The 25,885-nt window shown below is 62.2% G+C and carries 20 protein-coding genes; 8 read left to right on the top strand and 12 right to left on the bottom strand.

The window, feature by feature from the left end; genetic code table 11:
* Positions 1–162: 162 nt before the first annotated feature.
* The 3 genes from ACYAS9_RS29895 to ACYAS9_RS29885 form a co-directional block, all read right to left on the bottom strand.
* On the bottom strand, positions 163–1,083 hold the full coding sequence (locus ACYAS9_RS29895; RefSeq protein ID WP_463572107.1) for a hypothetical protein: 921 nt from the start codon (positions 1,081–1,083) through the stop codon (positions 163–165).
* Positions 1,084–1,183: 100 nt separating this feature from the next.
* Positions 1,184–1,651 carry a hypothetical protein gene (locus tag ACYAS9_RS29890; RefSeq protein ID WP_463572106.1) on the bottom strand — a complete coding sequence of 156 codons (468 nt, stop codon included), beginning with the start codon at positions 1,649–1,651 and terminating at the stop codon, positions 1,184–1,186.
* A gap of 401 nt (positions 1,652–2,052) precedes the next feature.
* Positions 2,053–2,976: a DMT family transporter gene (locus ACYAS9_RS29885; RefSeq protein WP_463572105.1), complete on the bottom strand. Its 924-nt coding sequence runs from the start codon at positions 2,974–2,976 to the stop codon at positions 2,053–2,055.
* Positions 2,977–3,076: 100 nt separating this feature from the next.
* Between ACYAS9_RS29885 and ACYAS9_RS29880 the strand changes: the two genes are divergently transcribed.
* Complete coding sequence (locus ACYAS9_RS29880) at positions 3,077–3,643, top strand: helix-turn-helix domain-containing protein (protein WP_463572104.1); 567 nt, start codon at positions 3,077–3,079, stop codon at positions 3,641–3,643.
* Between the two features lie 30 nt (positions 3,644–3,673).
* Positions 3,674–5,071 (top strand): FAD/NAD(P)-binding protein, encoded by a 1,398-nt coding sequence (locus tag ACYAS9_RS29875; RefSeq protein ID WP_463572103.1) that lies wholly within the window; start codon positions 3,674–3,676, stop codon positions 5,069–5,071.
* Here the strand turns inward: ACYAS9_RS29875 and soxR are convergent.
* On the bottom strand, positions 5,062–5,523 hold the full coding sequence (soxR, locus tag ACYAS9_RS29870; RefSeq protein WP_463572102.1) for a redox-sensitive transcriptional activator SoxR: 462 nt from the start codon (positions 5,521–5,523) through the stop codon (positions 5,062–5,064). The two genes, ACYAS9_RS29875 and soxR, sit on opposite strands and share 10 nt — an antisense overlap.
* Positions 5,524–5,634: 111 nt before the next feature.
* Here soxR and ACYAS9_RS29865 point away from each other — a divergent pair, with 111 nt between their 5' ends.
* On the top strand, positions 5,635–5,949 hold the full coding sequence (locus ACYAS9_RS29865; RefSeq protein ID WP_463572101.1) for an antibiotic biosynthesis monooxygenase: 315 nt from the start codon (positions 5,635–5,637) through the stop codon (positions 5,947–5,949).
* Positions 5,950–5,960: 11 nt separating this feature from the next.
* On the opposite strand, the gene ACYAS9_RS29860 is transcribed toward ACYAS9_RS29865, so the two are convergent.
* Together ACYAS9_RS29860 and ssuD are read right to left on the bottom strand one after the other, a co-directional pair.
* Entirely contained in the window at positions 5,961–7,049 is a 1,089-nt protein-coding gene (locus ACYAS9_RS29860; RefSeq protein ID WP_463572100.1) for a sigma-54 interaction domain-containing protein, read from the bottom strand.
* Entirely contained in the window at positions 7,049–8,194 is a 1,146-nt protein-coding gene (ssuD, locus tag ACYAS9_RS29855; protein ID WP_463572099.1) for an FMNH2-dependent alkanesulfonate monooxygenase, read from the bottom strand. Before ssuD ends, ACYAS9_RS29860 begins: the two co-directional genes overlap by 1 nt.
* A gap of 322 nt (positions 8,195–8,516) precedes the next feature.
* On the opposite strand from ssuD, the gene ku reads away from it, so the two are divergent.
* From ku to ACYAS9_RS29840, 3 genes are all read left to right on the top strand, one after another.
* The gene (ku, locus tag ACYAS9_RS29850) at positions 8,517–9,383 is read left to right on the top strand and encodes a non-homologous end joining protein Ku (protein ID WP_463572098.1); all 867 of its coding nucleotides are present in this window, start codon (positions 8,517–8,519) and stop codon (positions 9,381–9,383) included.
* A 24-nt stretch (positions 9,384–9,407) separates the two neighbouring features.
* Positions 9,408–11,867, top strand: a complete 2,460-nt coding sequence (gene ligD / locus ACYAS9_RS29845) for a DNA ligase D (RefSeq protein WP_463572097.1) — start codon at positions 9,408–9,410, stop codon at positions 11,865–11,867.
* A gap of 204 nt (positions 11,868–12,071) precedes the next feature.
* Positions 12,072–12,890 (top strand): aldo/keto reductase, encoded by an 819-nt coding sequence (locus ACYAS9_RS29840; protein WP_463572194.1) that lies wholly within the window; start codon positions 12,072–12,074, stop codon positions 12,888–12,890.
* Positions 12,891–12,899: 9 nt separating this feature from the next.
* Here ACYAS9_RS29840 and ACYAS9_RS29835 read toward each other — a convergent pair whose 3' ends face one another.
* The 3 genes from ACYAS9_RS29835 to mfd form a co-directional block, all read right to left on the bottom strand.
* Positions 12,900–15,614: a DEAD/DEAH box helicase gene (locus ACYAS9_RS29835; RefSeq protein WP_463572096.1), complete on the bottom strand. Its 2,715-nt coding sequence runs from the start codon at positions 15,612–15,614 to the stop codon at positions 12,900–12,902.
* Positions 15,615–15,688: 74 nt separating this feature from the next.
* Positions 15,689–16,225, bottom strand: a complete 537-nt coding sequence (locus tag ACYAS9_RS29830) for a CsiV family protein (RefSeq protein ID WP_463572095.1) — start codon at positions 16,223–16,225, stop codon at positions 15,689–15,691.
* A gap of 11 nt (positions 16,226–16,236) precedes the next feature.
* Positions 16,237–19,689 (bottom strand): transcription-repair coupling factor, encoded by a 3,453-nt coding sequence (gene mfd, locus ACYAS9_RS29825; protein WP_463572094.1) that lies wholly within the window; start codon positions 19,687–19,689, stop codon positions 16,237–16,239.
* A 189-nt stretch (positions 19,690–19,878) separates the two neighbouring features.
* Here mfd and ACYAS9_RS29820 point away from each other — a divergent pair, with 189 nt between their 5' ends.
* Entirely contained in the window at positions 19,879–21,342 is a 1,464-nt protein-coding gene (locus tag ACYAS9_RS29820) for a glyceraldehyde-3-phosphate dehydrogenase (protein WP_463572093.1), read from the top strand.
* A gap of 93 nt (positions 21,343–21,435) precedes the next feature.
* Here ACYAS9_RS29820 and tcuC read toward each other — a convergent pair whose 3' ends face one another.
* The gene (gene tcuC, locus ACYAS9_RS29815) at positions 21,436–22,722 is read right to left on the bottom strand and encodes a tricarballylate/proton symporter TcuC (protein ID WP_463572092.1); all 1,287 of its coding nucleotides are present in this window, start codon (positions 22,720–22,722) and stop codon (positions 21,436–21,438) included.
* Positions 22,723–23,061: 339 nt separating this feature from the next.
* On the opposite strand from tcuC, the gene sthA reads away from it, so the two are divergent.
* On the top strand, positions 23,062–24,456 hold the full coding sequence (gene sthA / locus ACYAS9_RS29810) for a Si-specific NAD(P)(+) transhydrogenase (protein WP_463572091.1): 1,395 nt from the start codon (positions 23,062–23,064) through the stop codon (positions 24,454–24,456).
* Positions 24,457–24,498: 42 nt separating this feature from the next.
* Here sthA and ACYAS9_RS29805 read toward each other — a convergent pair whose 3' ends face one another.
* A complete protein-coding gene (locus tag ACYAS9_RS29805) occupies positions 24,499–25,221 on the bottom strand; it encodes a glycerophosphodiester phosphodiesterase (protein ID WP_463572090.1) in 723 nt (240 codons plus the stop codon).
* A 26-nt stretch (positions 25,222–25,247) separates the two neighbouring features.
* Positions 25,248–25,817 (bottom strand): PilZ domain-containing protein, encoded by a 570-nt coding sequence (locus ACYAS9_RS29800; RefSeq protein ID WP_463572089.1) that lies wholly within the window; start codon positions 25,815–25,817, stop codon positions 25,248–25,250.
* Positions 25,818–25,885: the final 68 nt, after the last annotated feature.

Here is a 25,885-nt window from a genome sequence, read left to right as displayed (position 1 = left end):
TCAGTTTCGGATGGACGAGCAGCTGGGTGGCTCAGGGCTATCAGCTACGACCGTGCGCAGTGAGGGAAGGTGCCGGGGAAAGGGGAAAATCGTGTCGTGCGGCCTGCCCGGTCATCAATACCGTTAGGTCGTGCAGGTGTTGTGGATCGCTCATATACAGGGCTATTTCGACAGCTCTTTAAACAACGCTTCACTGGACTGGGTGCTCGAACGTGGCGCCTTGACGAAGGGATGCTCGATATTGGCGGCAAGCAATCGAAAATTCGTGAACTTCGCCCCCCGGCCACTGGGCAGCCGTTGCGGTGTTTCCGGGGACACGCCGGCCAGCATGGAAAACAACGTGGTCAGGCGCGGTTGTTTGGCACGCCATTCGCGAATCATCTCGTAGGTCGAAGGCTTTGGCGCCTTCTTGCCTGAAAGACGCAGCGCCTCATCGCGCCTGGCGATCAGGTTCTTTTCATAGTCTTCGGAAAACTGGGCCTTTTCGATCAGAGGTTGGGACTTGTAGTGTTCAAGGACCTGGCCATAGATTTTGCTGTGCCGCCCGGTGCGGTTGTATTCCTCGGTGGCCTCGGCAATGACTTTGAGGCCCCAGGCCTGGTGTTGGTCACAGGATTCTGTGCGTGCCGCACGCCGCTCGTTAAGCGTAAAGGTTCCGCTGTCGTCATAAGCAATGGCTGTCAGCAATTCCGGGCGCATGCTTTTGAACGGGTTGGGGCCTGTGCCATTTTCAAAGTGGGTGGCCTTTCTGGCTCTGGCAAGTATTTCCGGATCGTCTGTCTTAGGCCGTTCGGCATTATCTTTTCCGCTGCCCTTTATATAGTCCGCTGGCCAGATCTGATCCAGTGCGGTTTGAAACCGCTGCCGCAATCCATCCCGGCCCAAAGAGGCGTCACGTTGCTCGGCACGTTGTAGTGCTTCACTCAATTGACGGGAGGCGGGCGCGATTTTATTGACTTCGCCAGGCATGGCAGCATTTGAAAAGGGCGGCGCAGTCGTTGGCAGGTTTTTATCTTGCTGCGCAGTTTTATAGGCTAGAAACTTATCAACGAGCGACGTGCCGGACATCTTCATGTTGATCATGATGAACTCCAATAGAGAGAGTGTCGGGTTGAAAGAGAACACGCGACGCTTCGCCCACTTGAATGTTTTTGACCCGTGTTGACGAAGCAGTGCGATGGGGTTATTTCATGGTGAATACGACGTGCCATGAGTGGTTGGTGAAGTGGGTGGAAGTGATAGTTGCCGTGCAGGTCGCGCCACTGTTACCCATGGCTTTTTTATTCCATTTCGGCGCCTGTTTGGTCGTGCCGGTAAAGAGCCCTCCCGGAGCAATAGTGTTCAGGTAGGACGTTGTGAAGTTGCAAGTTTTATTTCCAATGGTGTAACGCATTGAAGCTGTTGTGATATATGGAAAGGCGGGGTTTTCGACCTTGTAAGTATCCGAACTCATGGGGTCGATGGCGGCGCTCGGTTCTGGCAGGGCATGGGCTCTTGTTTGCGCGCCATTGGTGCTGTCGGCGTGGTAATTCGCAGTCTGGCTGCTCAGGTTCTTGATCGTGATCGTCACAGGCGGCCCGGCCTGTGCCAGCGTACTGGTCAGTAGAGTGATTGCAATCAAAGCGGTAAGCATGTTGTTTTTATAGTTCATGATTAATCTCTCAAATTCTATTTTTAAACAGGCAGGCACGCGCTGCTCAAAAAAGCAGGCAGTAGTTGTCTATTTGTATATGTGTAGGGTGCCGCGCTCATTGCCTGTCAAAAGCTGATGATCAGCCCCAGTGACGTGAAGGCGTGTCTTATCGTTGCAAAGTGTTGCGGGCTGACTGGATAGTGTTCTTGGTAGAAAGGTTTGGCTATCAGGCTTTTTTGATCGATGTTGTGGGAATCTTCCTTGAATTCGATTGGTTGAATAAAGATTTAAGGTTTATCAGTTTTAATCGTGCATTGAGGGGAGTGTTCAGAAGGGAGAAGCGATCACTGCCACGCAGATTGCGTGTGTTTAAAAACAGACGGCCTGGCATTGCGCTCAGGCCGTTACAGCGGTGTGCCTCAATCGTGCCTGTGCAAAACCTCAGGTGCTTCACTCTCATCGTTTTGCACCACAGGCCGGCGTTTCATCTCGCTGACAATCACCCCGGCCACAATCAGCGCGCCGCCCAGCAACGCCAGCCCCGGCAAACGCTCACCGGCCAGGCGGCCGACGATGCCGGCCCACACCGGTTCACCGGCGTAGATCACCGTGGCGCGGGTGGGCGAAACGCTTTTCTGTGCCCAGTTCATCGCCACCTGAATCACCGCGCTCATCGCGCCCAGGCCCAGTGCGGTGACCAGCAGCAGCCAGGAGAAATCGGGCAGGCGTTCGCCGGTCGGCACGACCATCAGAAAGGCCAGCAGCGAGGCGGTGGCCAGTTGCACCACGGTGACCCGGCGCACGTCGACTTTGCCGGCGTAGGCGCTGATCATGATGATCTCGGCAGCGATGGCGACCGCGCTGATAATGGTGGCGATTTCGCCGGGGCTGAAGTTCAGCGCTGCGCCTTCCGGGCCCGACAGCAGCATCAGTCCGGTGAATGCCAGGGCAATGCCCAGGCTGGGCATAATGCCGGGGCGCCGGCCGAGTACCAGCCATTGCAGCAACGGCACGAAGGGGACGTAAAGGGCGGTGATGAATGCCGACTGGCTGCTGGGGATGGTTTGCAGGCCCACGGTTTGCAAGCCGTAACCGAGCATGATCGACACACCGATAAATACCCCGGCGCGCAGTTCGAGCAAGGTCAGGCCGCGCAATACATTCATCGAGAACAGCGCGACAATGGCGGCCGCCGCCGCAAAGCGCAGGCCGACGAAAAACATTGGGCCGCTGACAGTCATGGCGTGCTGCACCAGCAGAAAGGTGCCGCCCCAGAGCATGGTGATAAAAATCAGTACAGCTTCTGCTTTACTGACGCGGGGCAGGCGGCGAGGGAAATTCATGTCATTACCAAAGGGTGAGGCGTGCAGGGACAGAAAAGGGTGACACATTGTGTCGCAAAGTGGGCAGTATAATGCGCAACAGCGTTAAGTGAGCACTACCATGCACAAAGAAATTTCCCCGCGCGCGCCGGTGTTGCAGCACGTCAGCCAGAACGTGCGACGCCTGCGCAATGCCGCCGGCATCAGTCAGAGTGCCCTGGCCGACAAGTCCGGGGTCAGCCGGCGCATGCTGGTGGCCATCGAGGCCGGCGAGAACAATGTCAGCCTGGCGACCCTGGACCGGGTGGCCGAGGCGCTGGAGGTGGCGTTCAGCGACCTGATCCAGGCGCCGGAACTGCGCGATCACAGCCGCATCAACGAACTGGCCTGGGCCGGCACTCAGCCCGGCAGCAAGGCGGTGCTGTTGTCCAAGGCCACGGCCCGGCGCGAAGTCGAGCTGTGGGAGTTCTGCCTGGAGCCGGGCGACCGTTATGAATCCGAGCCCGACCCTGAGGGCTGGAGCGAGCAGGTGTATGTGATCGAGGGCCATTTGAGCCTGGTTCTGGGCGAGCACGAACCGCAACAGGTTGGCCCTGGCGAGTTCTTCATGTTCCCCAGCAACCAGACGCATGCGTTCTGCAATGACGGCACGACGCTGTTGCGCTTTGTGCGCAACGTAGTGCTGTAAATCCATCCCCTTGTTCATCAGGACTCAACGTTGACCGAGATCGCCGATGTACTGATTGTGGGCGGCGGCCTGAGCGGCAGCCTGCTTGCCATGCAGTTGCTGCGCCTGCCGGGTGCACGCCGGCTGGTGGTTATCGAACCGCGTCCCGAGCTGGGGCGAGGCGAGGCCTACAGCGCTACCGAGCCTGGCCATACCCTGAATGGCAATGCGGCGCGCATGAGTGTCGAGCCGGACAACGCCGATGACCTGACCCAATGGTTGAGCGCGCATCTGGCCGCCGGCGGCTGGCCTGAAGCGCATGCGCAAGACGTGCCGGTCGCCGAACTGTTTGCGCCGCGTGGCCTGTTTGGCCGGTATGTGCAGCAACGGCTGGCAGAGGCGCAAGCGCTCGGTTTGCAATACGGCTCGACGCTTGTGCATACCCAGGCTGAGGTCGTCGATCTGCAAGTCGATGCCGAAGGCGTCACGCTGACCCTGAACGATGGCCGGCTGTTGCGCGGGCACAAGGCGGTGCTGGCCACCGGCATGTATGCCGCCGCACGCACGCCTCAATACCCATCGACCGGGCTCAATGCCGCGTCCCTCGATCCTTGGAATGTAGCCGCCCTGCGCGAGCTTGATGCCCAGGCGCGGGTGCTGATCATCGGCGCCGGCCTGACTATGGTCGATGCGCTGGTGTCCTTGCGCGAGGCCGGGCATCGCGGCCCCATCGAGGTGTTTTCCCGTCACGGGCTCTGGCCGCATGTGCGCCGCCAGCCGCCGCAATGGATCGATTTTCTCGCCGCAGACCACGCCATTCGTAGCCCGCGGCAATTGCTGCACGCGGTGCGTGAGCAGTGCCGCCAGGCCATTGAGCACGGCATCGACTGGCAGGCGCCGCTGGACACCGTGCGTGCGCATATCGGCAGGTTATGGAGCCAGGCCAGCGACCGCCAGCGCCGCCAGTTCGTGCGCCATGTGCGGCCGTGGTGGGAAAGCCATCACCACCGCTCGCCGCCGCAAGGCGCGGCACTGCTGGAACAATTGCGCGAGCAGGGCCGGCTGACGATTCAGGCGGCGACCTTGCAGGGCCTGGGCGCTCGGGACGGTGCAACGGTGCAGGTTCGCGTGCGCCGGCGTGGCGAGTCGCAACCTGTGCTGATAACCGGTGACGCGCTGATCAACTCCACCGGCATCGAATACGACTGGCGCCGCGTCGACCGTCCGTTGCCGCGCCAGTTGCTGGCGCGTGGCCTGATCCGTCCGGGACCGCTGGCACTGGGCATCGATGCCGACGCGGGTGGCGCGGTGCGTGATGCTCAGGGCCAGTGCGCTTCAAGGCTGTTCGCGATGGGCCCGCCATTGCGCGGCTTATGGTGGGAAAGCACGGCGGTCACCGATGTCGCCAGCCAGGCCAAGGCGCTGGCCGCAAGGTTGACTCAGGACTGATCGAGCAGTTGCGGCCCGGCGCCCTTATTGGCCAGTTCATCGCCCCAGTTGCGCAGCGGGCAGGCCTTCATCGACAGGCAACCGCAGCCAATGCAGCCGGTCAATTGATCGCGCAGCTCGCTCAGGCGCTGAATGCGCTCGTCCAGCTCGGCCTTCCAGCGCAGCGACAGGTTTTCCCAGTCTTCGGCGGTCGGCGTGCGCCCATGCGGCAGCGCTTCAAGGGCTGCATGAATATTGGCCAGCGGAATGCCCAGGCGCTGGGCAACCTTGATCAGCGCGACACGGCGCAGCATTTCCCGTGCATAGCGGCGCTGGTTGCCAGCGTTGCGCTGGCTGCTGATCAAGCCTTTGCTTTCATAGAAGTGCAGCGCCGTGACTGCCACGCCACTGCGCGCCGCCAGTTGCCCGACGCTCAATAACGGCTGGGTGCCGATCACCGGTGTTTTGCTCATGCTGGCAACTCTGCGCTTGACCTCAAGTTAACTAGAGGTTTTACCCTTCGCAGCCATTACCTGCAACTGCATTACCTGCAACTGCCCGGATGCCAACCAGTGGAGAAGCCCATGCCTGCCTACAGCCAACTTGTCGAATTCAGCGTCGACCCACGCCAGCAGTCGCGGTTGATCGCGGCACTGACCGCAGTCGATGAGCAGTTCACCTGCACCTGCCCCGGTTTTATCGGCGCCACGGTGCAGGCCAGCGAGGACGGGTTGCGGGTGCTGCATCAGGTGCTGTGGCGATCGCGTGAGGATTGCGAGGCGGCGCTGCGCAATGTCGAGGCCGGCGTGCAGGACGTACAGGGGCTGATGCGCCAGCACCGGGTGCGCGCCGCGACCTTCGCCAGTTTTCAGGTCATGAGCCAGGTTGCGCCACGCTGAGCAACGCTCATTCAGACCGACAGATTCAGCACCCTGTCGCCTTGCAGGTTTTCCCCGGCGCGGCGTTTGTTGACGTTCAGCTCGCCGATCCTGATCAGGTGGCTGCGCGTCACATGCCGGGTCAGGCCCAGCAGGTTGGCGGTGTGCACCTGATTGCGGTGGCAAAAGTGGTAGGCGGCGCGAATCAGCGCGTCCTCGACTTTTTCATGCAGGGCACCGGCCTGTTGCTCGAACAGTTTGCCGAAGGCCTGGGCCAGCAGGCTGTCGGCCGATTCATCACTGCGGGCCGGTGTTTCCTGGCGTTCGATGCGCATCGATGAAAGGCGCAAGTCACCGGCTTCGATCAGGTCGTTACGGCACAGCAACAAAGTGTGATGAATGACGTTTTCCAGCTCACGGATATTGCCCGGCCAGTCATAGGTCTTGAGGCGCAATTCGGCCTCGGCACTGATGCGCACCGGGGCAAAGCCCAGGCGCTGGCGGTAGGCATCGATAAAGTGCCGGGTCAGCGGCAGGATATCGCCGGGCCTCTCGCGCAGCGGGCAAAGCTGCAGGCTGACGACATTGAGGCGGTAAAACAGGTCTTCGCGAAAGTGCCCGGCATTGATGGCTTTTTCCAGGTGCACATTGGTGGCCGCCAGCACTCGTACATCGATGGGCTGGCTCTTGCGTGAACCCAGGCGCACCACCTCGCGCTCCTGCAACACGCGCAGCAGCTTGACCTGCATCGACATCGGCAAGTCGCCGATCTCATCGAGAAACAGGGTGCCGCCGTTGGCCGCCTCGAACCAGCCAGCCTTGGCGCAATGGGCACCGGTAAAGGCGCCTTTTTCGTGGCCGAACAGCTCGGCCTCGAACAGCGATTCGGAAAACGCCCCGCAGTTGACCGCCACAAACGGCGCGGCACGCCGGGCGCTGAGGTCGTGGATCTGCCGCGCGACCAGTTCCTTGCCGGTGCCGGTGTCGCCAATGATCAGCACACTGGCTTCACTGGGCGCCACCTGACGGATATGCCCCAGCAACGCCCGGGATTTAGGGTCCTCGAACACTTGCGTGGCGGCCGGCAAGGCGGCTGCAATGGCGGTCAACGGCAAGGCCATTACTTGGCCTGCTGCTGTGGCGGCAGGTCGTTGGCGATCATTTCGCCGAACGGCCCGGTCAGGTTGGTGATGCCACGCCCGGCCAGGCTCGCGTAGGGCTCGGGCAGCAGCGGGAACACCAGTTCGGCAAAGCGGTAGGCCTCTTCAAGGTGCGGGTAGCCGGAGAAGATAAAGCTCTCGATGCCAAGGTCTGCGTATTCCTTGATGCGCGCCGCCACTTCCTGCGGGTTGCCGACCAGTGCGGTACCGGCACCGCCGCGCACCAGGCCGACGCCGGCCCACAGGTTCGGGGCAATTTCCAGGTTGTCGCGGCGCCCGTCGTGCAGGGCCGCCATGCGCCGCTGGCCTTCGGAGTCGAAGCGGGCGAAGGATTTCTGCGCGGCGGCAATGGTGTCGTCGCTGATTGCGGCGATCAGGGTGTCGGCAGCTTTCCAGGCTTCCTCGCTGGTTTCACGCACGATCACGTGCAGGCGAATGCCGAACTTCACGGTGCGGCCCTTGCGCGCTGCGCGCTCGCGCACATCGGCAATCTTCGCCGCCACCGCTGCCGGCGGCTCGCCCCAGGTCAGGTAGACATCGACCTGATCGGCCGCCAGGTCATGCGCTGCGTCCGACGAGCCGCCGAAATACAGCGGCGGATAAGGCTGTTGCAGAGGTGGATACAGCGCCTTGGCGTTTTCGACGTGCAAGTGCTTGCCCTTGAAGTCCACGGCTTCGCCTTGCATCACCCGGCGCCAGATCTGCAGGAACTCGTCAGTCACTTCGTAGCGTTCGCTGTGGCTCAGGTGAATGCCATCGCCCCGGTTCTCGTCCGGGTCGCCGCCGGTGACCACGTTGATCAGCAGGCGTCCACCGGACAACCGGTCAAGGGTCGCGGCCATGCGCGCCGACACGGTGGGGGAGATGATCCCCGGGCGAATCGCAACCAGATAGCGCAGGCGCTGGGTCAGCGGCGTCAGGGCCGAGGCCACCACCCACGAATCCTCGCAGGAGCGGCCGGTGGGGATCAGTACGCCGTAATAACCCAGGTCGTCGGCCGCCTGAGCCACTTGCTTGAGGTAATTGAGAGTGACCGGGCGCGCGCCTTTGGTCGTGCCGAGAAGGTGGCCATCGCCGTGAGTGGGGAGAAACCAGAAAACATTCATGACAGATCCTTGGGCTGTAAGTGGCGCAACACCGGGTCGATTGAGCCACTGTCGTCTGCGCGACAGTTGGGGGCGCGGTGCATCAGTGACAGCCTTTATAAAGGGTCAGAAATATTCCGCAAAAGAACGTAAAACCATATTTTTAGACCTGAAATGAATATGTGAGCCACAACTGTCTGTGTGCTTACAGTGGCTCACTGTTGCTGTAGAAACAGCGTCCGCTGTGGCCAAGCCTTTCAGACCGATCACGCCTGTCCGGGCGGTGAAACTTTTGCAAAATCCGCCCGGTCATCCGTGAACACCACCTGCAGGAATTAATGCAATGGCAAGGGCAATCTGGAAGGGCGCGATCAGTTTCGGGCTGGTGCACATCCCGGTGGGGCTGATCTCGGCGACGGCGTCGCAGCGGGTCGATTTCGACTGGCTCGACAAGCGCAGCATGGACCCGGTGGGTTACAAACGCGTCAACAAGGTCACTGGCAAGGAAGTCAGCGCCGAAAATATCGTCAAGGGCGTCGAGTACGAGAAGGGCCGCTACATCGTCCTCAGTGAAGAAGAAATTCACGCAGCCCACCCCAAGGCGACCCAGACCATCGAGATCTTCGGCTTTGTCGACAGCCGTCAGATTCCCCTGCAAAACATCGACACGCCGTATTACCTGGCACCCGACAAGCGCGGTGAGAAAGTCTATGCGTTGTTGCGCGAAACCCTGGTCGACAGCAAAAAGGTCGCCCTCGCCAATGTCGTGTTGCACACCCGTGAACACCTGGCCGCGCTGATGCCGCTGGATTCGGCGCTGGTGCTAGTGATGCTGCGCTGGCCCAGCGAAGTGCGTGACCTGGCGGAAACCCTGGAGCTCGATGACTCGGTGACCAAGGCCGAGCTGACCAAGCGCGAGCGCGACATGGCCAAGCGTCTGGTCAAGGACATGAGCATCGACTGGAAGGCAGACGACTACCGCGACACCTTTCAGGACAAGATCATGAAACTGGTCGAGACCAAGGCCCGCGATGGCAAGCTGCAAACCGTGGGCGCTGACGAGCAAGAGACCGAGCGGCAAAGCGCGGATGTCATTGACCTGACCGACCTGTTGCGCCGCAGCCTGGCGGGCAAGGGCGGCAGCGCCAAACGCACGCCGAGTAAAAAGGCTGCTGGCGACAAGAGCAAAAAGCCGCGCAAGGCCTCATGAGAGATGTGAAGGAGATCCATTGCCATGGCCAGCCCTGACAGCGAGTACACCCGCAAGCGACGTTTCGATATCACCCCGGAGCCTCCCGAATCGGCACCCGGATCGGCGCCCGAACGCCGTGGTACAGGCAAAAACGCCGCGCTGGGGTTTGTCATCCAGAAACATGATGCGCGCAACCTGCACTACGACTTTCGCCTGGAACTGGACGGCACCCTTAAAAGCTGGGCCGTACCCAAGGGGCCGAGCCTTGACCCCAGCCAAAAGCGCCTGGCCGTGCATGTCGAAGATCACCCGCTGGGCTACGCCACCTTCGAGGGGCAGATTCCGGCCGGGCAATATGGCGCCGGTGACGTCATCGTCTGGGATCGCGGGGTCTGGCAGCCGCATGGCGACCCACGCCAGGCCTATGCGGCCGGCAAGCTGGAATTCACCCTGGTAGGCGAGAAACTGAACGGCGACTGGGCGCTGGTGCGTACCCGGCTCAAGGGCAGCGGCAGCAAGCAGCAATGGCTGCTGATCAAGGCCAAAGACGCCATGGCCCGTCCTGCCGATGAATTCGATATCACCCGCGAGCAGCCCGACAGCGTGCTGGGCAAGGCGTCGACGCAGGTCAAGTCACAGGCCTTTCCCGACAGCCTGACGCCGCAACTGGCGACGCTGGTGGACACCCCGCCCAGCGGCGAATGGCTGTATGAAATCAAGTTCGACGGCTACCGCATCATGGCCCGCATCCAGAACGGCAAGGTGCGCCTGCTCAGCCGTAACGGCCATGACTGGAGCCGGCGCATGCCCAGGCTGGTCAAGGCGCTGGCAGCGCTCGGTCTGCAAGACAGCTGGCTGGACGGCGAAGTGGTGGTGCTCAACGATCAAGGCTTGCCGGATTTTCAGGCCTTGCAGCGCGCGTTCGAAGAAGGGCGCGACCAGTCGATTCTTTATTACCTGTTCGATGCGCCCTGGCTCGATGGCCACGACCTGCGGCAGGCGCCGCTGGAAACGCGGCGCCAGGCCTTGTCTCAGGCATTGGCCGGGCACCATGAATCGTTGCTGCGCTTTAGTGATGCCTTTCGTTCCAGCCCGCGCGAGATCATCGAAAGCGCCAGCGCGCTGGGACTGGAAGGCGTGATCGGCAAGCACAGCGGCAGCCCTTATGCGGGGCGGCGTAATAACGACTGGATAAAGCTCAAATGCCGCCTGCGCCAGGAGTTCGTGATCATCGGCTATACCGCGCCCCAAGGCGGGCGGCGCGGGTTTGGGGCCTTGTTGCTGGGGGTTTACCAGGGTGAGGCGCTGGTGTATGCCGGCCGCGTCGGCACGGGGTTTTCCATGGCCGCCCTCAAGCACCTGAGCGAGCAACTCAAACCGTTGCAGTGTGAGCGCTCGCCGCTGGCCGAGGCATCAGGCCCGGCCTCGAGCCGTGGCGTGCAGTGGGTGAAGCCGCAGTTGGTGGGCGAGGTGCAGTTTGCCGAATGGACCCGCGACGGCCTGTTGCGCCAGGCATCTTTCGTGAGCCTGCGCAGCGACAAGCCGGCCCGTGATGTGGTGCGCGAGTACCCGCACGCGCCTGCCGACGGCAAGCCGGTCATCGCTGAAGTGACGATCACGCACCCCGAGCGAATCATTGACCCGCACAGCGGCACGCAGAAACGGCAACTGGCGCAGTTTTATGAGTCGATCGCCGACTGGCTGCTGCCCGAGCTGGCCAGGCGGCCGGTGGCATTGTTGCGCTGCCCGGAAGGCGTGCAGGGCGAACAGTTTTTTCAGAAACATGCCGAGCACCTGGCGTTGCCGCACATCACCCGGCTTGATCCTGCGCTGGACCCGGGCCATGCGCCGCTGTTGCAGATCGACACCCTCGCGGCGCTGATCGGCGCGGTGCAGATGGGCGCGGTCGAATTTCACACCTGGGGCGCCACCAGCGAGCGCATCGAAACGCCTGATCGACTGATTCTGGACCTGGACCCCGATCCGGCATTGCCGTGGCGCAGCATGATCGAGGCCACGCAAATGGTGCTGGCGGTGCTCGACGAGCTGGGGCTGGCGGCGTTTCTCAAGACCAGCGGCGGCAAGGGGTTGCATATTGTCGTGCCGTTGGCCCGGCATGCCGGCTGGGATGAGGTCAAGGGCTTTGCCAAAGCCATCGCCGGTTTCATGGCCGGGCAACTGCCTGAGCGCTTCAGTGCCACCGCCGGTCCGAAAAACCGGGTCGGCAAGATCTTCATCGATTACCTGCGCAACACCCGTGGCGGCAGCACGGTAAGCGCATGGTCAGTGCGGGCGCGACCAGGCTTGCCGGTGTCGGTGCCCATTGCCCGTGATGAGCTGGCAGGCCTTGAGTCGGCGGCGCAGTGGCATATCGGCAACCTGCAAGAGCGCTTGCGAAAACTGCATGAGGATCCCTGGGCGGGCTATCAACACCGGCAACGAATCACTCGCGCCATGTGGCGACAGTTGGGGGCCAGTCCTGTGGCGGCAAACAAGCCTTAGGCCTGTATTGGGTCTAGGCTTGGTCTTTGTCGTCGTAGAAGGAGAACCCGCATGAGCTCAAACCGCCTGACCCGTCGCCACCTGCTGACCCTGGCGGCCGGCGCCACGGCGGCGCTGGCCTTCGACTCGGCCGCCGGCAGCGACACGCCGGTGAGCAGCCCCAAATCCTCACCTTCAGGATCCTTACCCGCAGGAGGCCACGCCATGCAGACCCGTGTCATTGCGTCGAGCAACGAACCTTTGCCGGTGATCGGCCTGGGCACCTATCGCGGTTTCGATGTCGAGATTGGCAGCGACGCCTACAAGCCGCTTCGGGCGGTGCTCGATGCCTTGTTCGCCGCCGGTGGCAGCATGATCGACAGCTCGCCCATGTATGGCCGCGCCGAAGCGGTGACCGGCGAGCTGCTGTCGATCCACGAACCGCGCTCCCCGGCCTTCCTGGCCACCAAGGTCTGGACGCGGGGCCGCGAGGAAGGCATCGCGCAGATGGAAGAGTCGTTCCGGTTGCTGCGCACCGATCGTATCGATCTGATGCAGATTCACAATCTGGTCGACTGGAAGAGCCATTTGCCGGTGCTGCGTGACTGGAAGGCGCAGGGGCGGATTCGCTACATCGGCATCAGCCATTACACCGCCTCGGCCTACGATCAGGTCGAGGCAGTGCTCAAGGCCGAGGCGCTGGATTTTCTGCAGATCAACTACGCGCTGGATGACCGTGAAGCCGAAAAGCGCCTGTTGCCACTGTGTCGCGAACGCGGCGTGGCGGTGATCTGTAACCGGCCGTTCGGTGGCGGCGGGCTGTTGTCGCGGCTCAAGAGCAAACCCTTGCCGGGCTGGGCAGGGCAGGTGCAAGTCACCAGCTGGCCGCAACTGGCCTTGAAGTTCCTGCTCGCGCACCCGGCGGTGACCTGCGTCATTCCCGGCACCGGCAATCCGCGCTACATGGCTGAAAACGCAGGCGCCGGTGCCGGCCCGACCCTGACCGACGCCCAGCGCCAGCAGCTGATTGCGCTGGTGGGGTGATGTCGCGTTTCAGCCCCGGGCTTTTTTCGGCACCGGTGGCAGCGGGGCGAACAAGGCTTGCAGGTCTTCTTCGCCCAGTTTCCAGTCGCCGCTGGTGCGCCCGTCCAGCACGCCGGCGGCCAGTGCGGTCTTTTCCTGTTGCAGGCGCTGGATCTTTTCTTCCACCGTGCCACGGGAAATCATCTTGTAGACGAACACCGGCTTGTCCTGGCCAATGCGATAAGCGCGGTCGGTGGCCTGGTTTTCGGCGGCCGGGTTCCACCACGGGTCGTAGTGGATCACGGTGTCGGCGGCGGTGAGGTTAAGCCCGGTGCCGCCGGCCTTGAGGCTGATCAGAAACACCGGCAAACGGCCTTCCTGAAACTCGCGGATCGGCGTGCGCCGGTCGCGGGTCGCGCCGGTGAGCAGGGCATAGGCGATGCCGCGTTGTTTCAGCTCTTGCTCGATCAGGCTGAGCATCGAGGTGAACTGCGAAAACAGCAGAATCCGCCGTCCTTCGGCCAGCAGCTCTTCGAACATCTCCATCAGGCTGCCCAGCTTGGCCGAGCTGCCGTGGCGCGGGTTGATCGGGTTGTCGTTGACCAGCCGCAGGTCGCAGCACACCTGGCGCAGCTTGAGCAGCGCTTCAAGAATCACGATCTGGCTGCGCGCCATGCCTTTCTTGCCGATCTCGTCGCGGACCTTCTTGTCCATGGCCAGGCGCACGGTTTCGTACACATCGCGCTGGCTGTCGTTGAGTTCGACCCAATGCACGATTTCGGTCTTGGACGGCAGTTCGGTGGCCACCTGTTCCTTGGTGCGGCGCAGCAAGAACGGCTTGATGCGCGCATTCAAATGCAGCAGGCGGTCGCGGTTGCCGTGTTTTTCGATGGCGGTGCGGTAATTGCTGTTGAACTCCTTGCTGCTGCCCAGCCAGCCGGGCATCAGGAAGTGAAACAGCGACCATAGCTCGCCCAGGTGGTTTTCCAGTGGCGTACCGGACAGGCACAAACGTTGGCGCGCAGTCAGTTCGCGGGCGGCCTGGGCGGCCTTGCTCTTGGGGTTCTTGATGTACTGCGCTTCATCGAGAATCAGCACGTGCAGCGGCAGCTTTTGCAGATGCTCCAGGTCGCGCGGCAACAGGGCGTACGTGGTCAGGATCAGGTCGTAGTCGCGCAGGTCGGCAACGTCCTGATGACGCTGTGCGCCGTACAGTGCCAGCACCTTGAGTTGCGGCGTAAAGTGCGCCGCTTCGTCGAGCCAGTTGCCGATCAGGCTGGTCGGCATCACCGCCAGCGCCGGCCGGTCGAGACGCCCGGCCTGTTTTTCCAGCAACAGGTGCGCCAAGGTTTGCAGGGTCTTGCCCAGACCCATGTCATCGGCCAGCACGCCGCCAACTTCCAGCTCGCGCAGCGATTGCATCCAGCTCAGGCCTTCGAGCTGATACGGGCGCAGGCGTGCATTCAGGCCTTCAGGCAAATCGACCGGTGCATCCTTGATGTTGGCCAGCCGATCGGCGAACTGCCGTAGCCGGTCGCCGCCTTGCCAGGACAGCGGCAGGTCGTCGAGTTCGGTCAGGCGTGCGGCGTCGGCGGTGTTCAGGCGCAGGACGTTGCTGTCGTTTTCGCGCCAGTAGAAATCGCCCAGCGTCGCTAGCACCGGCTTGAGCCGGCCATAGGGCAGGGCGATCTGCACCGGTGCGCCGCCGTCGAGATCGCGCGGGTTAAGCTGCACCAGCAGTTGTTCTTCATCGCCACGCTTGGCCACCGCTGCCGGGCTGGTCAGTTCGGGGTGGCTGCGCAGCAGGTTGATCAGGATCGGCAGCAGGCTCAGGCGTTCGCCGTTGACGATGATCCCCAGCTCGAGGTCAAACCAGTTGCGGTCGGTCTGTTCGTCGATGACCGCGTACCAGTCATCGACCGGCGTGACATTGAAGCCGAAGCTGTCCTGTTGCTGGATTTCCCAGCCTTGCTCGCGCAGTTTGGGCAGTTCGTCGAGGACGAAATGCAGCCAGGCCTTGTCGTTGGGCAACTCGTACATTTCGCCGGCGCTGTCGGGCAGTGCCTTGCTTTGCCGGGTGGCGATCTTGAAACCGAGATTGGCCAGTTGCTGGCGGTACAGACGCTCTTGCTCGCCCTGGCGGCGAATGCGCAGGGTTTCGCTGGCGGTGTGCTCGATGATGTCGCTTTTCTGGTTGACCAGATCGCTGCCCAGCGTGCTGGTCAGAATGCTCACGTGGGTGGTGCCCACCGCGTAGTGCTTGCCGTAGGCGAACGCCAGCGCCGCCCGGTGCTGGACCTGGCGCTGCATGCGCCCGTTGCGCGGCTCGAAGGCACTGAATTCGACGCTGGCCAGAATCAGCCGCGGCTTGGGCATCAGGTCGTCGATCAGCCGTTCGGGCAGCGTGGCGCGCGGCTCGGGCGGCGCCTTGAGGCCAAGGGTTTCGCGGTTGCGCGGGTCTTGCAGGTAGTACAGCGCGGCCACGCAATGCTTGCAGTCCTTGCGCACCGGGCAGGTGCAGGTACACACCAGGTACTCGCTGAAGTGCGCAGGATCCTTGAACACCAGCGTCTGGGTGTAGCGATCCAGCCCGCTGCCGCGACATTGAGTACGGATCACCTGGTCACTGCTGTGCTCCAGCATGATCCGTTTTTGCAGGGCATAGTCGCGCCCGCGCTCAAGCGTCTGGGGTTTGAACAGGTATTTCCAGGGGCGAGCCAGGACTTTTTCGAGAATGGATGACACCGGTGTGCAAAACCCTTGTGCTGCTCAAAAAAAGACGAGCGCCTAAGCGCTCGCCCCGTGGACGAAGAAGAGGATCAGAGCGGCGAAACCTTGACCAGCAGCGCCAGGCTGCCGTAATCCAGAAAGGTCAGTTCGCCGTTCTTGATGCGTGCGCTCTGCTTCAAGCGCTCGCTGCTGACCAACTGGCCGTGGGCGTCGATCTGGTTGACCCAGAAGTCGGCTTCGTAATCGGTAAAGCGGGCGATAGCCAGCTTCAACGTGCCCTCGACCGGATAATGCCCGAACTGTTCCTGACCGTCGGTGACCGCCATCACGCCGGGTTCACTGCCGATCTTCTGTTGCCAGGCGCGGTGCAGCAACACTTGATACTGGCCGCTGGCCTGAAGCTTGTCGACCAGCGCATTGAGCGAGGTGCTGCGCTGATTCTGCGCCGTGACCCTGGTCGCGCCGGCATCCCAGTGCTCCGGAGGAAATTGCGGCGTGGCAGCCGCTTCGCCGATCTGGCGGAACAGGATGGTCTCGACCTGATACGACCCCTCGGCAAAGGCGTTTGGTGCGGCCAGCGTCAGGGCTACGGTCAGCAGCAGGATCAGTGAACGAAACACGCGCATCAATACATCCTTCAAGCAGTTTTCGGGGTCAGGCGCTCCAGCAGCGCCTCGATCGTATTGAAGCGCTCGTCGGGACGCTCCATCGGTACCATGAACTTGAACAGTGTCGCGCCTTCGAACTTGTAGCGATTGGGCTGGCCCTGAATCAGCTTGATCAGGGTCAGCGGCTCGACCGGCGTGGTGGCGGCAAACTCCAGGCGACCGCCTTGCGGGCCGGCATCGATCTTGGTGATGCCCAGTTGTTCGGCGACCAGCTTCAGCTGCGTGATGCGCACCAGATTCTTGGTCGGCTCGGGCAACAAGCCAAAGCGGTCGATCATCTCGACCTGCAGATCCTTGAGCGCTTCTTCGTCGGCGGCGTTGGCAATACGCTTGTAGAGGATCAGCCGCGTGTGCACATCCGGCAGATAGGCTTCCGGAATCAGCGCCGGCACCCGCAGGTTGATCTCCGGCCCGCCGCCCAGCGGCTGGTCGAGGTTGGGTTGCTCGCCCTTGCGAATCGCCTTGACCGCGCGTTCGAGCATTTCCATGTACAGGGTAAAGCCGACCGCCTGAATCTGCCCGCTCTGGCCGTCGCCGAGCAGTTCGCCGGCGCCGCGGATTTCGAGGTCGTTGGTGGCCAGCACAAAGCCTGCGCCCAGGTCCTGGGTGTTGGCGATGGCTTCCAGGCGCTTCTCGGCATCCGGGGTGATCTGCTTGCGCGGCGGGGTCAGCAGATAGGCATAAGCCTGGTGGTGACTGCGCCCGACGCGGCCGCGCAACTGGTGCAACTGCGCCAGGCCGAACTTGTCGGCGCGCTCGATCAGAATGGTGTTGGCGCTCGGCACATCGATGCCGGTCTCGATGATGGTCGAGGCCACCAGCACGTTGAAGCGCTTGTGGTAGAAGTCGCTCATCACCTGTTCGAGTTCACGCTCGCGCATCTGCCCGTGGCCGATGCCGATGCGTGCCTCGGGCACCAGTTCGGCGAGGTCGGCGGCGCATTTCTCGATGGTCTTGACGTCGTTGTGCAGGTAATACACCTGGCCGCCGCGCAGCAGTTCGCGCAACAGCGCTTCTTTGACCGTGGGCTTGTTGTGCTCCATGACAAAGGTGCGCACCGACAGGCGTCGTGCCGGTGGCGTGGCAATGATCGACAGGTCGCGCATGCCCGACACCGCCATGTTCAGCGTGCGCGGAATCGGCGTGGCGGTCAGGGTCAGAATGTCGACCTCGCTGCGCAGGGTCTTGAGCTGTTCTTTCTGGCGCACCCCGAAGCGGTGTTCTTCGTCGATGATCACCAGGCCCAGGTTCTTGAACTTGACGTCATCCTGCAGCAGCTTGTGCGTGCCGATCACGATGTCGAGCTTGCCCTCGGCCAGGTCGGCCACCGCCGCATTGACTTCCTTGGCCGACTTGAAGCGGCTCATCACCTCGACCTTGACCGGCCAGTCGGCGAAGCGGTCGCGGAAGCTGTTGTAGTGCTGCTGGGCGAGCAGGGTGGTCGGCACCAGCACCGCGACCTGACGTCCACCGTGCACGGCAATGAACGCCGCGCGCATGGCCACTTCGGTCTTGCCGAAGCCGACGTCGCCGCACACCAGGCGGTCCATCGGCCGGGCGGCGAGCATGTCGGCGCGCACTGCATCGATGCTCGACTGCTGGTCGGGAGTTTCTTCGAACGGGAAGCCGGCGCTGAAGGTCGCGTAGTCGGCCTTCGGGTCTTCAAAGGCATAGCCTTCGCGGGCGGCGCGGCGGGCATAGATGTCGAGCAGTTCGGCGGCGACATCGCGCACCTGCTCGGCGGCCTTGCGTTTGGCCTTCTGCCAGACTTCCGAGCCCAGCCGGTGCAGCGGCGCCAGTTCGTCGTCGCTGCCGGTGTAGCGGGCGATCAGGTGCAGGTTGGCCACCGGCACATACAGCTTGGCGTCGTCGGCATAGACCAGGGTCAGGAACTCGGCCACCTGATTGTCGATTTCCAGCGTGGCCAGGCCCTGATAACGGCCCACGCCGTGATCGATGTGCACCACCGGCGCGCCTTCGCGCAGCTCGGTGAGGTTCTTGATCACCGCATCGTTGTTGCCTTGGTCGGTGCGCTTCTCGCGGCGCCGGCGCTGCATGACGCGCTGGCCGAACAACGGGCTTTCGGCAACCAGCGCCAGCGACGGCTGGTCGAGCACCAGGCCTTCGTCGAGTGGCGCAATGGTGATCGCCAGACGGTCCTTGCCGTCGACGAAATCCTGCCAGCTGTCGACGGTTTTCGGCCGCAGCTTCAGGCGTTCGAGCAATTCGAGCAGCACTTCACGGCGGCCGGCGGATTCGGCGGTGAACAGCACCCGGCCCGGGAACTGGTCGAGAAAGTTCGACAGCGCCGCCAGTGGCTGGTTGGCCTTGGCCTCGATGGCCAGGTTCGGCAGCGGCTGGGCCGGGAAGCGCTCGCGGCCGACGCCGGCCTCGACGTCCTGCTGGCTGACCACGACGCGCGGGCAGCTTTTCAGGCGCGCAAAGCAGTCTTCGACCGGCAGAAACAATTCTGCTGGCGGCAGCAAGGGCCGCGACAGGTCGCCGCGGCGATCTTCATAACGGTTGCGCACATCGTTCCAGAAGTTCTCTGCCGCTTGCTCGATACCGGGCAGGGAAAACACCTGGGTGTCTTGTGGCAGGTAATCGAACAGGGTCGAGGTCTGTTCGAAGAACAGCGGAATGTAGTACTCGATGCCGGCCGGCGTGATGCCGCTGTTCAAGTCCTGAAAGATCGGGCTGCGGCGAAAGTCGACATCGAAGCGCTCGCGAAAGCGCGCCTTGAAGCGCACGACTTCATCTTTATGCAGCGGGAATTCCTTGGCCGGCAGCAGGCGCACCGAATCGACCTTGTCGATGGAGCGCTGGGTGTCCGGGTCGAAGGTGCGCAGGGTTTCGATCTCGTCGTCGAACAGGTCGATGCGGTACGGCACCTTGCTGCCCATCGGGAACAGATCGATCAGCGCGCCGCGCACGGTGAATTCGCCATGCTCGTAGACCGTGTCGACATAACGGTAGCCGCTGGCTTCAAGGCGGGTGCGCATGGCCTCGACATCGAGCTTCTGGCCAACGTCGAGCACCAGGCTGCTGCCGAGCAGGAACGAAGTCGGTGCCAGGCGGTGCAGGGCGGTGGTGATCGGCACCACCAGCACGCCGTGGCTCAGCTCCGGCAGGCGGTAAAGGCTGGCGATGCGCTGGGAAATAATGTCCTGATGCGGCGAGAACAGGTCGTAGGGCAGCGTTTCCCAATCGGGGAAATGCAGCACCGGCAAATCCGGGGCAAAGAACTTGAGCTCTTGCTCCAGGCGTTCGGCGCCCTGGCTGTCGGCAGTCAACAGCAGGGTGAAACGCCGGGCGGCATTGGCAGCCTCGGCGATGGCCAGGCTCAGGGCGGCACCGGGCAGATTGCCCCAGTGTTGTTTGCCGGCAGCGGCAGGCAGATGCGGTAGACGCAGGACAGGCACGGAAGGTCGGACTCCAGGCAGTGCGACAGGGCTGGCGATTGTAACGGGCGAAGGCGGTAGCTGTCAGTTTTCCAGCGCCATTGGCTGATTTTGCCGCCGGAATTTATGTAGTGCCAAAACATCTGATCGCCGTGCATTGCTCAGAAACACTGGTCCGGTCATAATGTAGCCCCTTTTTTCTGCCCCTACATGTGGAAGGTTCCCGTGACTCAGAAGCCCGACCAGTGTCTTGGTGAATGGATCGATCGTGAAGCCCTCGCCGAAGCTATGATCCCGCTTATCGGCCAGCTGTACCGCAATAACAATGTGGTCTCCTCGATCTACGGCCGCAGCCTGATCAACCGTTCAGTCATCGCGATTCTCAAAGCCCACCGTTTTGCCCGTCATCGCCAGGCCGATGCGAGCGAGCTGTCGGTGCACGAAACTTTCCCGCTGCTCAAGGCCATGAGCGAGCTCAAGCTGGGCGCCGCTTCCGTGGACCTGGGCCGTCTGGCGGTCAAGTTCAAGACCGAAGGCAATGGCCGCAACGCCGAGCAGTTCGTGCGTGAAGAGCTGGCCAGTGTAGTGGGCCAACAGAAGACTTCGGAGCGCAAGGGCACCGACGTCGTGCTCTACGGTTTTGGCCGTATCGGTCGCCTGCTGGCGCGCATCCTGGTCGAGAAGACCGGTGGTGGCGACGGCCTGCGCCTGCGTGCAATCGTGGTCCGCAAGGGCGCCGAGAACGACCTGGTCAAGCGTGCCAGCCTGCTGCGCCGCGACTCGGTACACGGCCCGTTCGATGGCACCATCACCATTGATGAAGCCAACAACACCCTGACCGCCAACGGCAACCTGATCCAGATCATTTATGCCAAGAACCCGACCGAGGTGGATTACACCCAGTACGGCATCCAGAACGCGCTGCTGGTGGACAACACCGGCGTATGGCGCGATGCCGACGGCCTGGGCCAGCATCTGGCCTGCCCGGGTGTCGGTCGTGTGGTCCTGACCGCACCTGGCAAGGGCAAGCTGAAGAACATCGTTCACGGCATCAACCATGGCCAGATCACCGATGACGACAAGATCGTTTCGGCCGCTTCCTGCACCACCAACGCCATCGTGCCGGTGCTCAAGGCTGTCAACGACAAGTACGGCATCATCAATGGTCACGTCGAAACCGTTCACTCGTACACCAACGACCAGAACCTGATCGACAACTTCCACAAGGGTTCGCGTCGTGGCCGTAGCGCCGCGCTGAACATGGTCATCACCGAGACCGGTGCTGCCACCGCTGCCGCCAAGGCCCTGCCTGAACTGGCCGGCAAGCTGACCGGCAACGCGATTCGCGTGCCGACGCCGAACGTGTCGATGGCGATCCTGAACCTGAACCTGGAAAAAGCCACGACTCGCGAAGAGATCAACGAATACCTGCGCGACATCGCGCTGTATTCGGACCTGCACAAGCAGATCGACTACGTCAGCTCGCAAGAAGTGGTATCGACCGACTTCGTCGGCTCCCGTCACGCCGGTGTCGTCGACGCCGAAGCGACCATTGCCAACGATAACCGCGTTGTCTTGTATGTCTGGTACGACAACGAATTCGGTTACAGCTGCCAGGTTGTCCGCGTCATGGAAGACATGGCGGGCGTCAACCCACCAGCCTTCCCTGCGTAACGACAGCGGTAAGCTTTTAGCTGCAGGCTGCAAGAAAAAACGGGTCGATTAGTCGACCCGTTTTTTTATGCGCAGATTTCAGGCCTACCGCTTTTAACTTGCCGCTTGAAGCTTGCCGCTTGCCTCTGCGCTGTTCCTGAACAGGAACAGCGTCGCCAGAAGTCCCATGATGGCGGCGGCGGTCAGCCAGATGCCGGGCGCTGCCTTGTTGTCCAGGGCGTGGATCAGGTAGGTGCAGGCCGCAGGCGTAAAGCCGCCGAAGGTCGCGGTGGCCAGGCTATAGGCCAGCGAGAAGCCGGTGGTGCGCACATCGACCGGCATGATTTCAGTCAGGGCCACGACCATGGCGCCGTTATACGAGCCATACAGGAACGACAGCCACAGCTCGACCATCAGCAGATGGCTGAAGCTTGGGTGCGCGACCAGCCACGACAGGGCCGGGTAGGCGGTGGCAATGGCCAGCACTGTCGCACCGATCAGCAGCGGCTTGCGGCCGATGCGGTCGGACACGGCGCCCATCAAGGGCAGCCAGATAAAGTTGGAAACCCCCACGCACACCGTCACCAGCAGGCTTTCCAGGTCCGACAGGTTCAGTTCGTTCTTGCCGAAGGTCGGGGTGTAGGCGGTGATCAGATAGAACGACACCGTGGTCATCACGACCAGCGCCATGCCGGCGATGACCAGGCCGAAGTTCTGCCGGATCGAACGCAGCACTTCGCTCAGGGTCGGGCGGTGCTTGCGGGCCTCGAACTCCGGCGATTCTTCCAGCGAGCGGCGAATGATGAACAGCGCCGGTACGATCATGCAGCCGATGAAAAACGGCAGGCGCCAGCCCCAGTCGCCCATCTGCTGCGGGCTCAGCCAGTGGTTGAGGGCCACGCCCAGCAGGCCTGCGAAGACCACGGCGGCCTGTTGGCTGGCCGATTGCCAACTGACGAAAAAGCCTTTGCGCCCCGGTGTGGCGATCTCTGCCAGGTAGACCGAGACGCCGCCCAGTTCCACGCCGGCCGAGAAGCCTTGCAGCAAGCGTCCGAGCAGCACCAGCAGCGGTGCGGCCAGGCCAATGCTGGCGTAGCTCGGCACGCAGGCGATCAGCAGGGTGCCCATGGCCATCAGCGCCAGGGTGATCAACAAGCCCTGACGGCGACCGTGACGGTCGATGTAGGCGCCGAGAAAGATCGCGCCCAGCGGGCGCATCAGAAAGCCTGCGCCGAAGGTGGCCAGCGACAGCATCAATGAAGCGAATGCACTGTCGGCGGGGAAGAAGGTCTTGGCGATGGCCGTGGCGTAAAAGCCGTAGACCATGAAGTCGAACATCTCGAGGAAGTTGCCGCTGACAACGCGAAATATCGCCTTGCCTTTACTTGTTGTTGAGGTCATTTGGCTGACTCTTCGGGCTGATTATCGTGGGTTTCTGGTCAGTCTGCTGGCTGCACGGGCAGCACTCCGGGTCTTCGCCCGGATGCGGGGCTATTTGTAACAGTATGTTTAAAGAATGACGGAGACAACCGTTGCAGAGCGGTTGCGGCAGGGAAGGGCAAGTGGTTCAAGGTTTGTTCAGGTTCGCCAGGCAGACGCCGGGAGCGTTTTCAGGAGAAAAATTGGCCTTCAACACGACCAAGGGGTAATGTTCCCCGCTTCGACGCAGCGCTAGACTGCGCCGCGTGATTTAGCCAGAGATGCCAGAGTGGCGCCTCGGCCTGTTCTATAGGAGTACGCATGGCTGTCTACAACTACGATGTCGTGGTATTGGGGTCCGGTCCTGCCGGGGAAGGCGCAGCGATGAACGCTGCCAAAGCGGGACGCAAGGTGGCGATGGTCGACAGCCGTCGCCAGGTCGGCGGCAACTGCACCCACCTGGGCACCATCCCTTCCAAGGCACTGCGTCACTCGGTCAAGCAGATCATCCAGTTCAACACCAACCCGATGTTCCGCGCCATCGGCGAGCCACGCTGGTTCTCGTTTCCCGATGTGCTGAAAAACGCCGAAATCGTCATTTCCAAGCAAGTGGCGTCGCGCACCAGTTATTACGCCCGTAACCGGGTCGATGTGTTCTTCGGCACCGGCAGCTTTGCCGACGAAAACAGTATCAATGTGGTCTGCGCCAATGGCGTGGTCGAAAAGCTGGTTGCCAGCCAGATCATCATTGCCACCGGTTCGCGGCCTTATCGCCCCTCCGATATCGACTTCTCGCACAAGCGTATCTACGACAGCGACACCATCCTCAGCCTGAGCCACACCCCGCGCAAACTGATCATCTATGGCGCCGGCGTGATCGGTTGCGAATACGCTTCGATCTTCAGCGGCCTGGGCGTACTGGTCGAGCTGGTGGACAACCGCGATCAGTTGCTGAGCTTCCTCGACAAGGAAATCTCGCAGGCGCTGAGCTATCACTTCAGCAACAACAACGTGATGGTGCGCCACAACGAAGAGTACGAGCGGGTCGAAGGCCTGGAAAACGGCGTTGTCCTGCACCTCAAGTCGGGCAAGAAGATCAAGGCCGATGCCTTGCTCTGGTGCAACGGCCGCACCGGTAACACCGACAAGCTGGGCCTGGAAAACATCGGCCTGAAGGCCAATGGCCGTGGGCAGATCGAAGTCGATGAAAGCTATCGCACCAAGCTGGGCAATATCTACGGTGCAGGCGATGTAATCGGCTGGCCGAGCCTGGCCAGTGCCGCTTACGACCAGGGGCGTTCGGCGGCCGGCAGCGTGGTCGAGAACGGCAGCTGGCGCTATGTCAACGATGTGCCGACCGGCATCTACACGATTCCGGAGATCAGCTCGATCGGCAAGAACGAAAGCGAGCTGACCGAGGCCAAGGTGCCGTACGAGGTGGGCAAGGCGTTCTTCAAAGGCATGGCGCGGGCGCAGATTTCCGGCGAGCGGGTCGGCATGCTGAAGATCCTCTTTCACCGCGAAACCCTGGAAGTGCTGGGCGTGCATTGCTTCGGCGACCAGGCTTCGGAGATCGTACACATCGGCCAGGCGATCATGAACCAGCCGGGTGAAGCCAATACCCTCAAGTATTTCGTCAACACCACCTTCAACTACCCGACCATGGCCGAAGCCTATCGGGTGGCGGCCTACGACGGGCTCAACCGGCTTTTTTGAGCGGCTCCGGCCGGTGGCCTGAGCCGGCCGGGGATACCGGTTTCAGCGATTCCCGAGGGTGGCGGTGGCCAAACCGGGAAAGTCTGTAATCAGGCTGTCTACGCCGAAGTCAGCGAGCCTGCGCATCAGCGCCGGTTCGTTGACCGTCCATACCGACACGTGCAACCCCTGGCGCTGGGCCTTGATCAGGCGCTCGGGGGTACACAGCGTCCAGTTCAGCGCCAGAATCTCGCAGCCATAACCCTGTGCGACCTTCAAAGGGTCCAGCCAGGCGTATTCGGCCACCAGGCCGCGCGAAATGTCCGGCGTCAGTTCCAGTGCCGCGCGCAGCACTTCGCGGGAGCTGGAGGTGATGGTGACCTTGTCGAGCAAGCCATGGCGCTGCACCAGTTCACGAATCGCCAGCACGGTGTTGGCGGCGCGGGTGCGTGAGGCGCTCTTGACTTCCAGTTGCCAGTGATCGAAATCGCACTGCTCGAACAGGGTTTCCAGCGTCGGGATCGGGCACGGCTGTGCCCAGCCAGGACCGCCGTGGCGGGCGTCATAGGTCACCAGGTCCTGTGCCAGATGCTCGTTGACCTTGCCGCCGCGCTGGGTGGTGCGCTTGAGGGTCGGGTCGTGAATGACCATCAGCTCGCCGTCACGTGACAGGTGCAGGTCCAGCTCGCAGCGGCGCACGCCGTGTTGCAGGCATTGCTGGAAGCTGGTGAGGGTGTTTTCCGGTGCTTCGCCTTTGGCGCCGCGGTGGCCGTAGATCAGGGTCACAAATACTCCTTGGGTTAGAACGCGGGTCAGGGCTCGGGCTGCTCGCGTGCCAGGCGGCGTTGCTGCGCCTGGCGTTGCAGCACATGGCGGGCCAGCAGCTGACGCTGCGCATCGGGCAGGTCGACAAATTCTGTATCGATTTCGTAATCGTCCTCGCCACGGGCCTCACAGCTCACGACCCGGGCCTGCAGCATCATGCCGGCGGCTTGTGGCATTAATACCATTTTGAGCGACAGATGCGAGTCCGGGCTATAGGGCTGGGCCGCGTGAAACTGCACGCCGGCTTCGGAGAGTAAAACCGGCTGCGGGGCGCCCAGTTCGCCCAGTGCGGTGTGGGCCACGACCTGGCCGAGCAGGTCGATGCGCTTGCTCAGGGTCTTGAGAAAACTGTTGAGCACCCGGTCGCGCTCGTCGAGCTGGCGCAGTAGATGTTGGGACTCGAACTCGCTGACATGCAGCTCGCTGAGCAACTGGAACAACACCGTAATATGCGGCATCGCGCAGCTGGCAGCCTCCGTGAGGGGGTTAATTTCCAGTGCGACGCTGTCCTCGATACGGTAGTATTCGCGGCGTCTTTCTTCATCTAATGTCGACATGGCGAACCCGTGCTAACGGCTGTGGTCAGAGAGCTTCGAGTGTAAGGCCGAGCGTTTCGGCCCGCCAC

This window comes from Pseudomonas sp. HP_08, from assembly GCF_055284095.1.
This window is presented reverse-complemented; position numbering and strand designations above follow the sequence as displayed.

Coding starts and splice junctions, on each gene's coding strand:
- soxR (WP_463572102.1), bottom strand. CDS start 5,523: ATGAGCAAAACACCGGTGATCGGCACCCAGCCGTTATTGAGCGTCGGG.
- ligD (WP_463572097.1), top strand. CDS start 9,408: ATGGCCAGCCCTGACAGCGAGTACACCCGCAAGCGACGTTTCGATATC.
- ACYAS9_RS29865 (WP_463572101.1), top strand. CDS start 5,635: ATGCCTGCCTACAGCCAACTTGTCGAATTCAGCGTCGACCCACGCCAG.
- ACYAS9_RS29840 (WP_463572194.1), top strand. CDS start 12,072: ATGCAGACCCGTGTCATTGCGTCGAGCAACGAACCTTTGCCGGTGATC.
- ACYAS9_RS29820 (WP_463572093.1), top strand. CDS start 19,879: ATGTGGAAGGTTCCCGTGACTCAGAAGCCCGACCAGTGTCTTGGTGAA.
- ssuD (WP_463572099.1), bottom strand. CDS start 8,194: ATGAATGTTTTCTGGTTTCTCCCCACTCACGGCGATGGCCACCTTCTC.
- ACYAS9_RS29885 (WP_463572105.1), bottom strand. CDS start 2,976: ATGAATTTCCCTCGCCGCCTGCCCCGCGTCAGTAAAGCAGAAGCTGTA.
- sthA (WP_463572091.1), top strand. CDS start 23,062: ATGGCTGTCTACAACTACGATGTCGTGGTATTGGGGTCCGGTCCTGCC.
- tcuC (WP_463572092.1), bottom strand. CDS start 22,722: ATGACCTCAACAACAAGTAAAGGCAAGGCGATATTTCGCGTTGTCAGC.
- ACYAS9_RS29800 (WP_463572089.1), bottom strand. CDS start 25,817: ATGTCGACATTAGATGAAGAAAGACGCCGCGAATACTACCGTATCGAG.
- ACYAS9_RS29880 (WP_463572104.1), top strand. CDS start 3,077: ATGCACAAAGAAATTTCCCCGCGCGCGCCGGTGTTGCAGCACGTCAGC.
- ku (WP_463572098.1), top strand. CDS start 8,517: ATGGCAAGGGCAATCTGGAAGGGCGCGATCAGTTTCGGGCTGGTGCAC.
- ACYAS9_RS29830 (WP_463572095.1), bottom strand. CDS start 16,225: ATGCGCGTGTTTCGTTCACTGATCCTGCTGCTGACCGTAGCCCTGACG.
- ACYAS9_RS29860 (WP_463572100.1), bottom strand. CDS start 7,049: ATGGCCTTGCCGTTGACCGCCATTGCAGCCGCCTTGCCGGCCGCCACG.
- ACYAS9_RS29890 (WP_463572106.1), bottom strand. CDS start 1,651: ATGAACTATAAAAACAACATGCTTACCGCTTTGATTGCAATCACTCTA.
- ACYAS9_RS29895 (WP_463572107.1), bottom strand. CDS start 1,083: ATGATCAACATGAAGATGTCCGGCACGTCGCTCGTTGATAAGTTTCTA.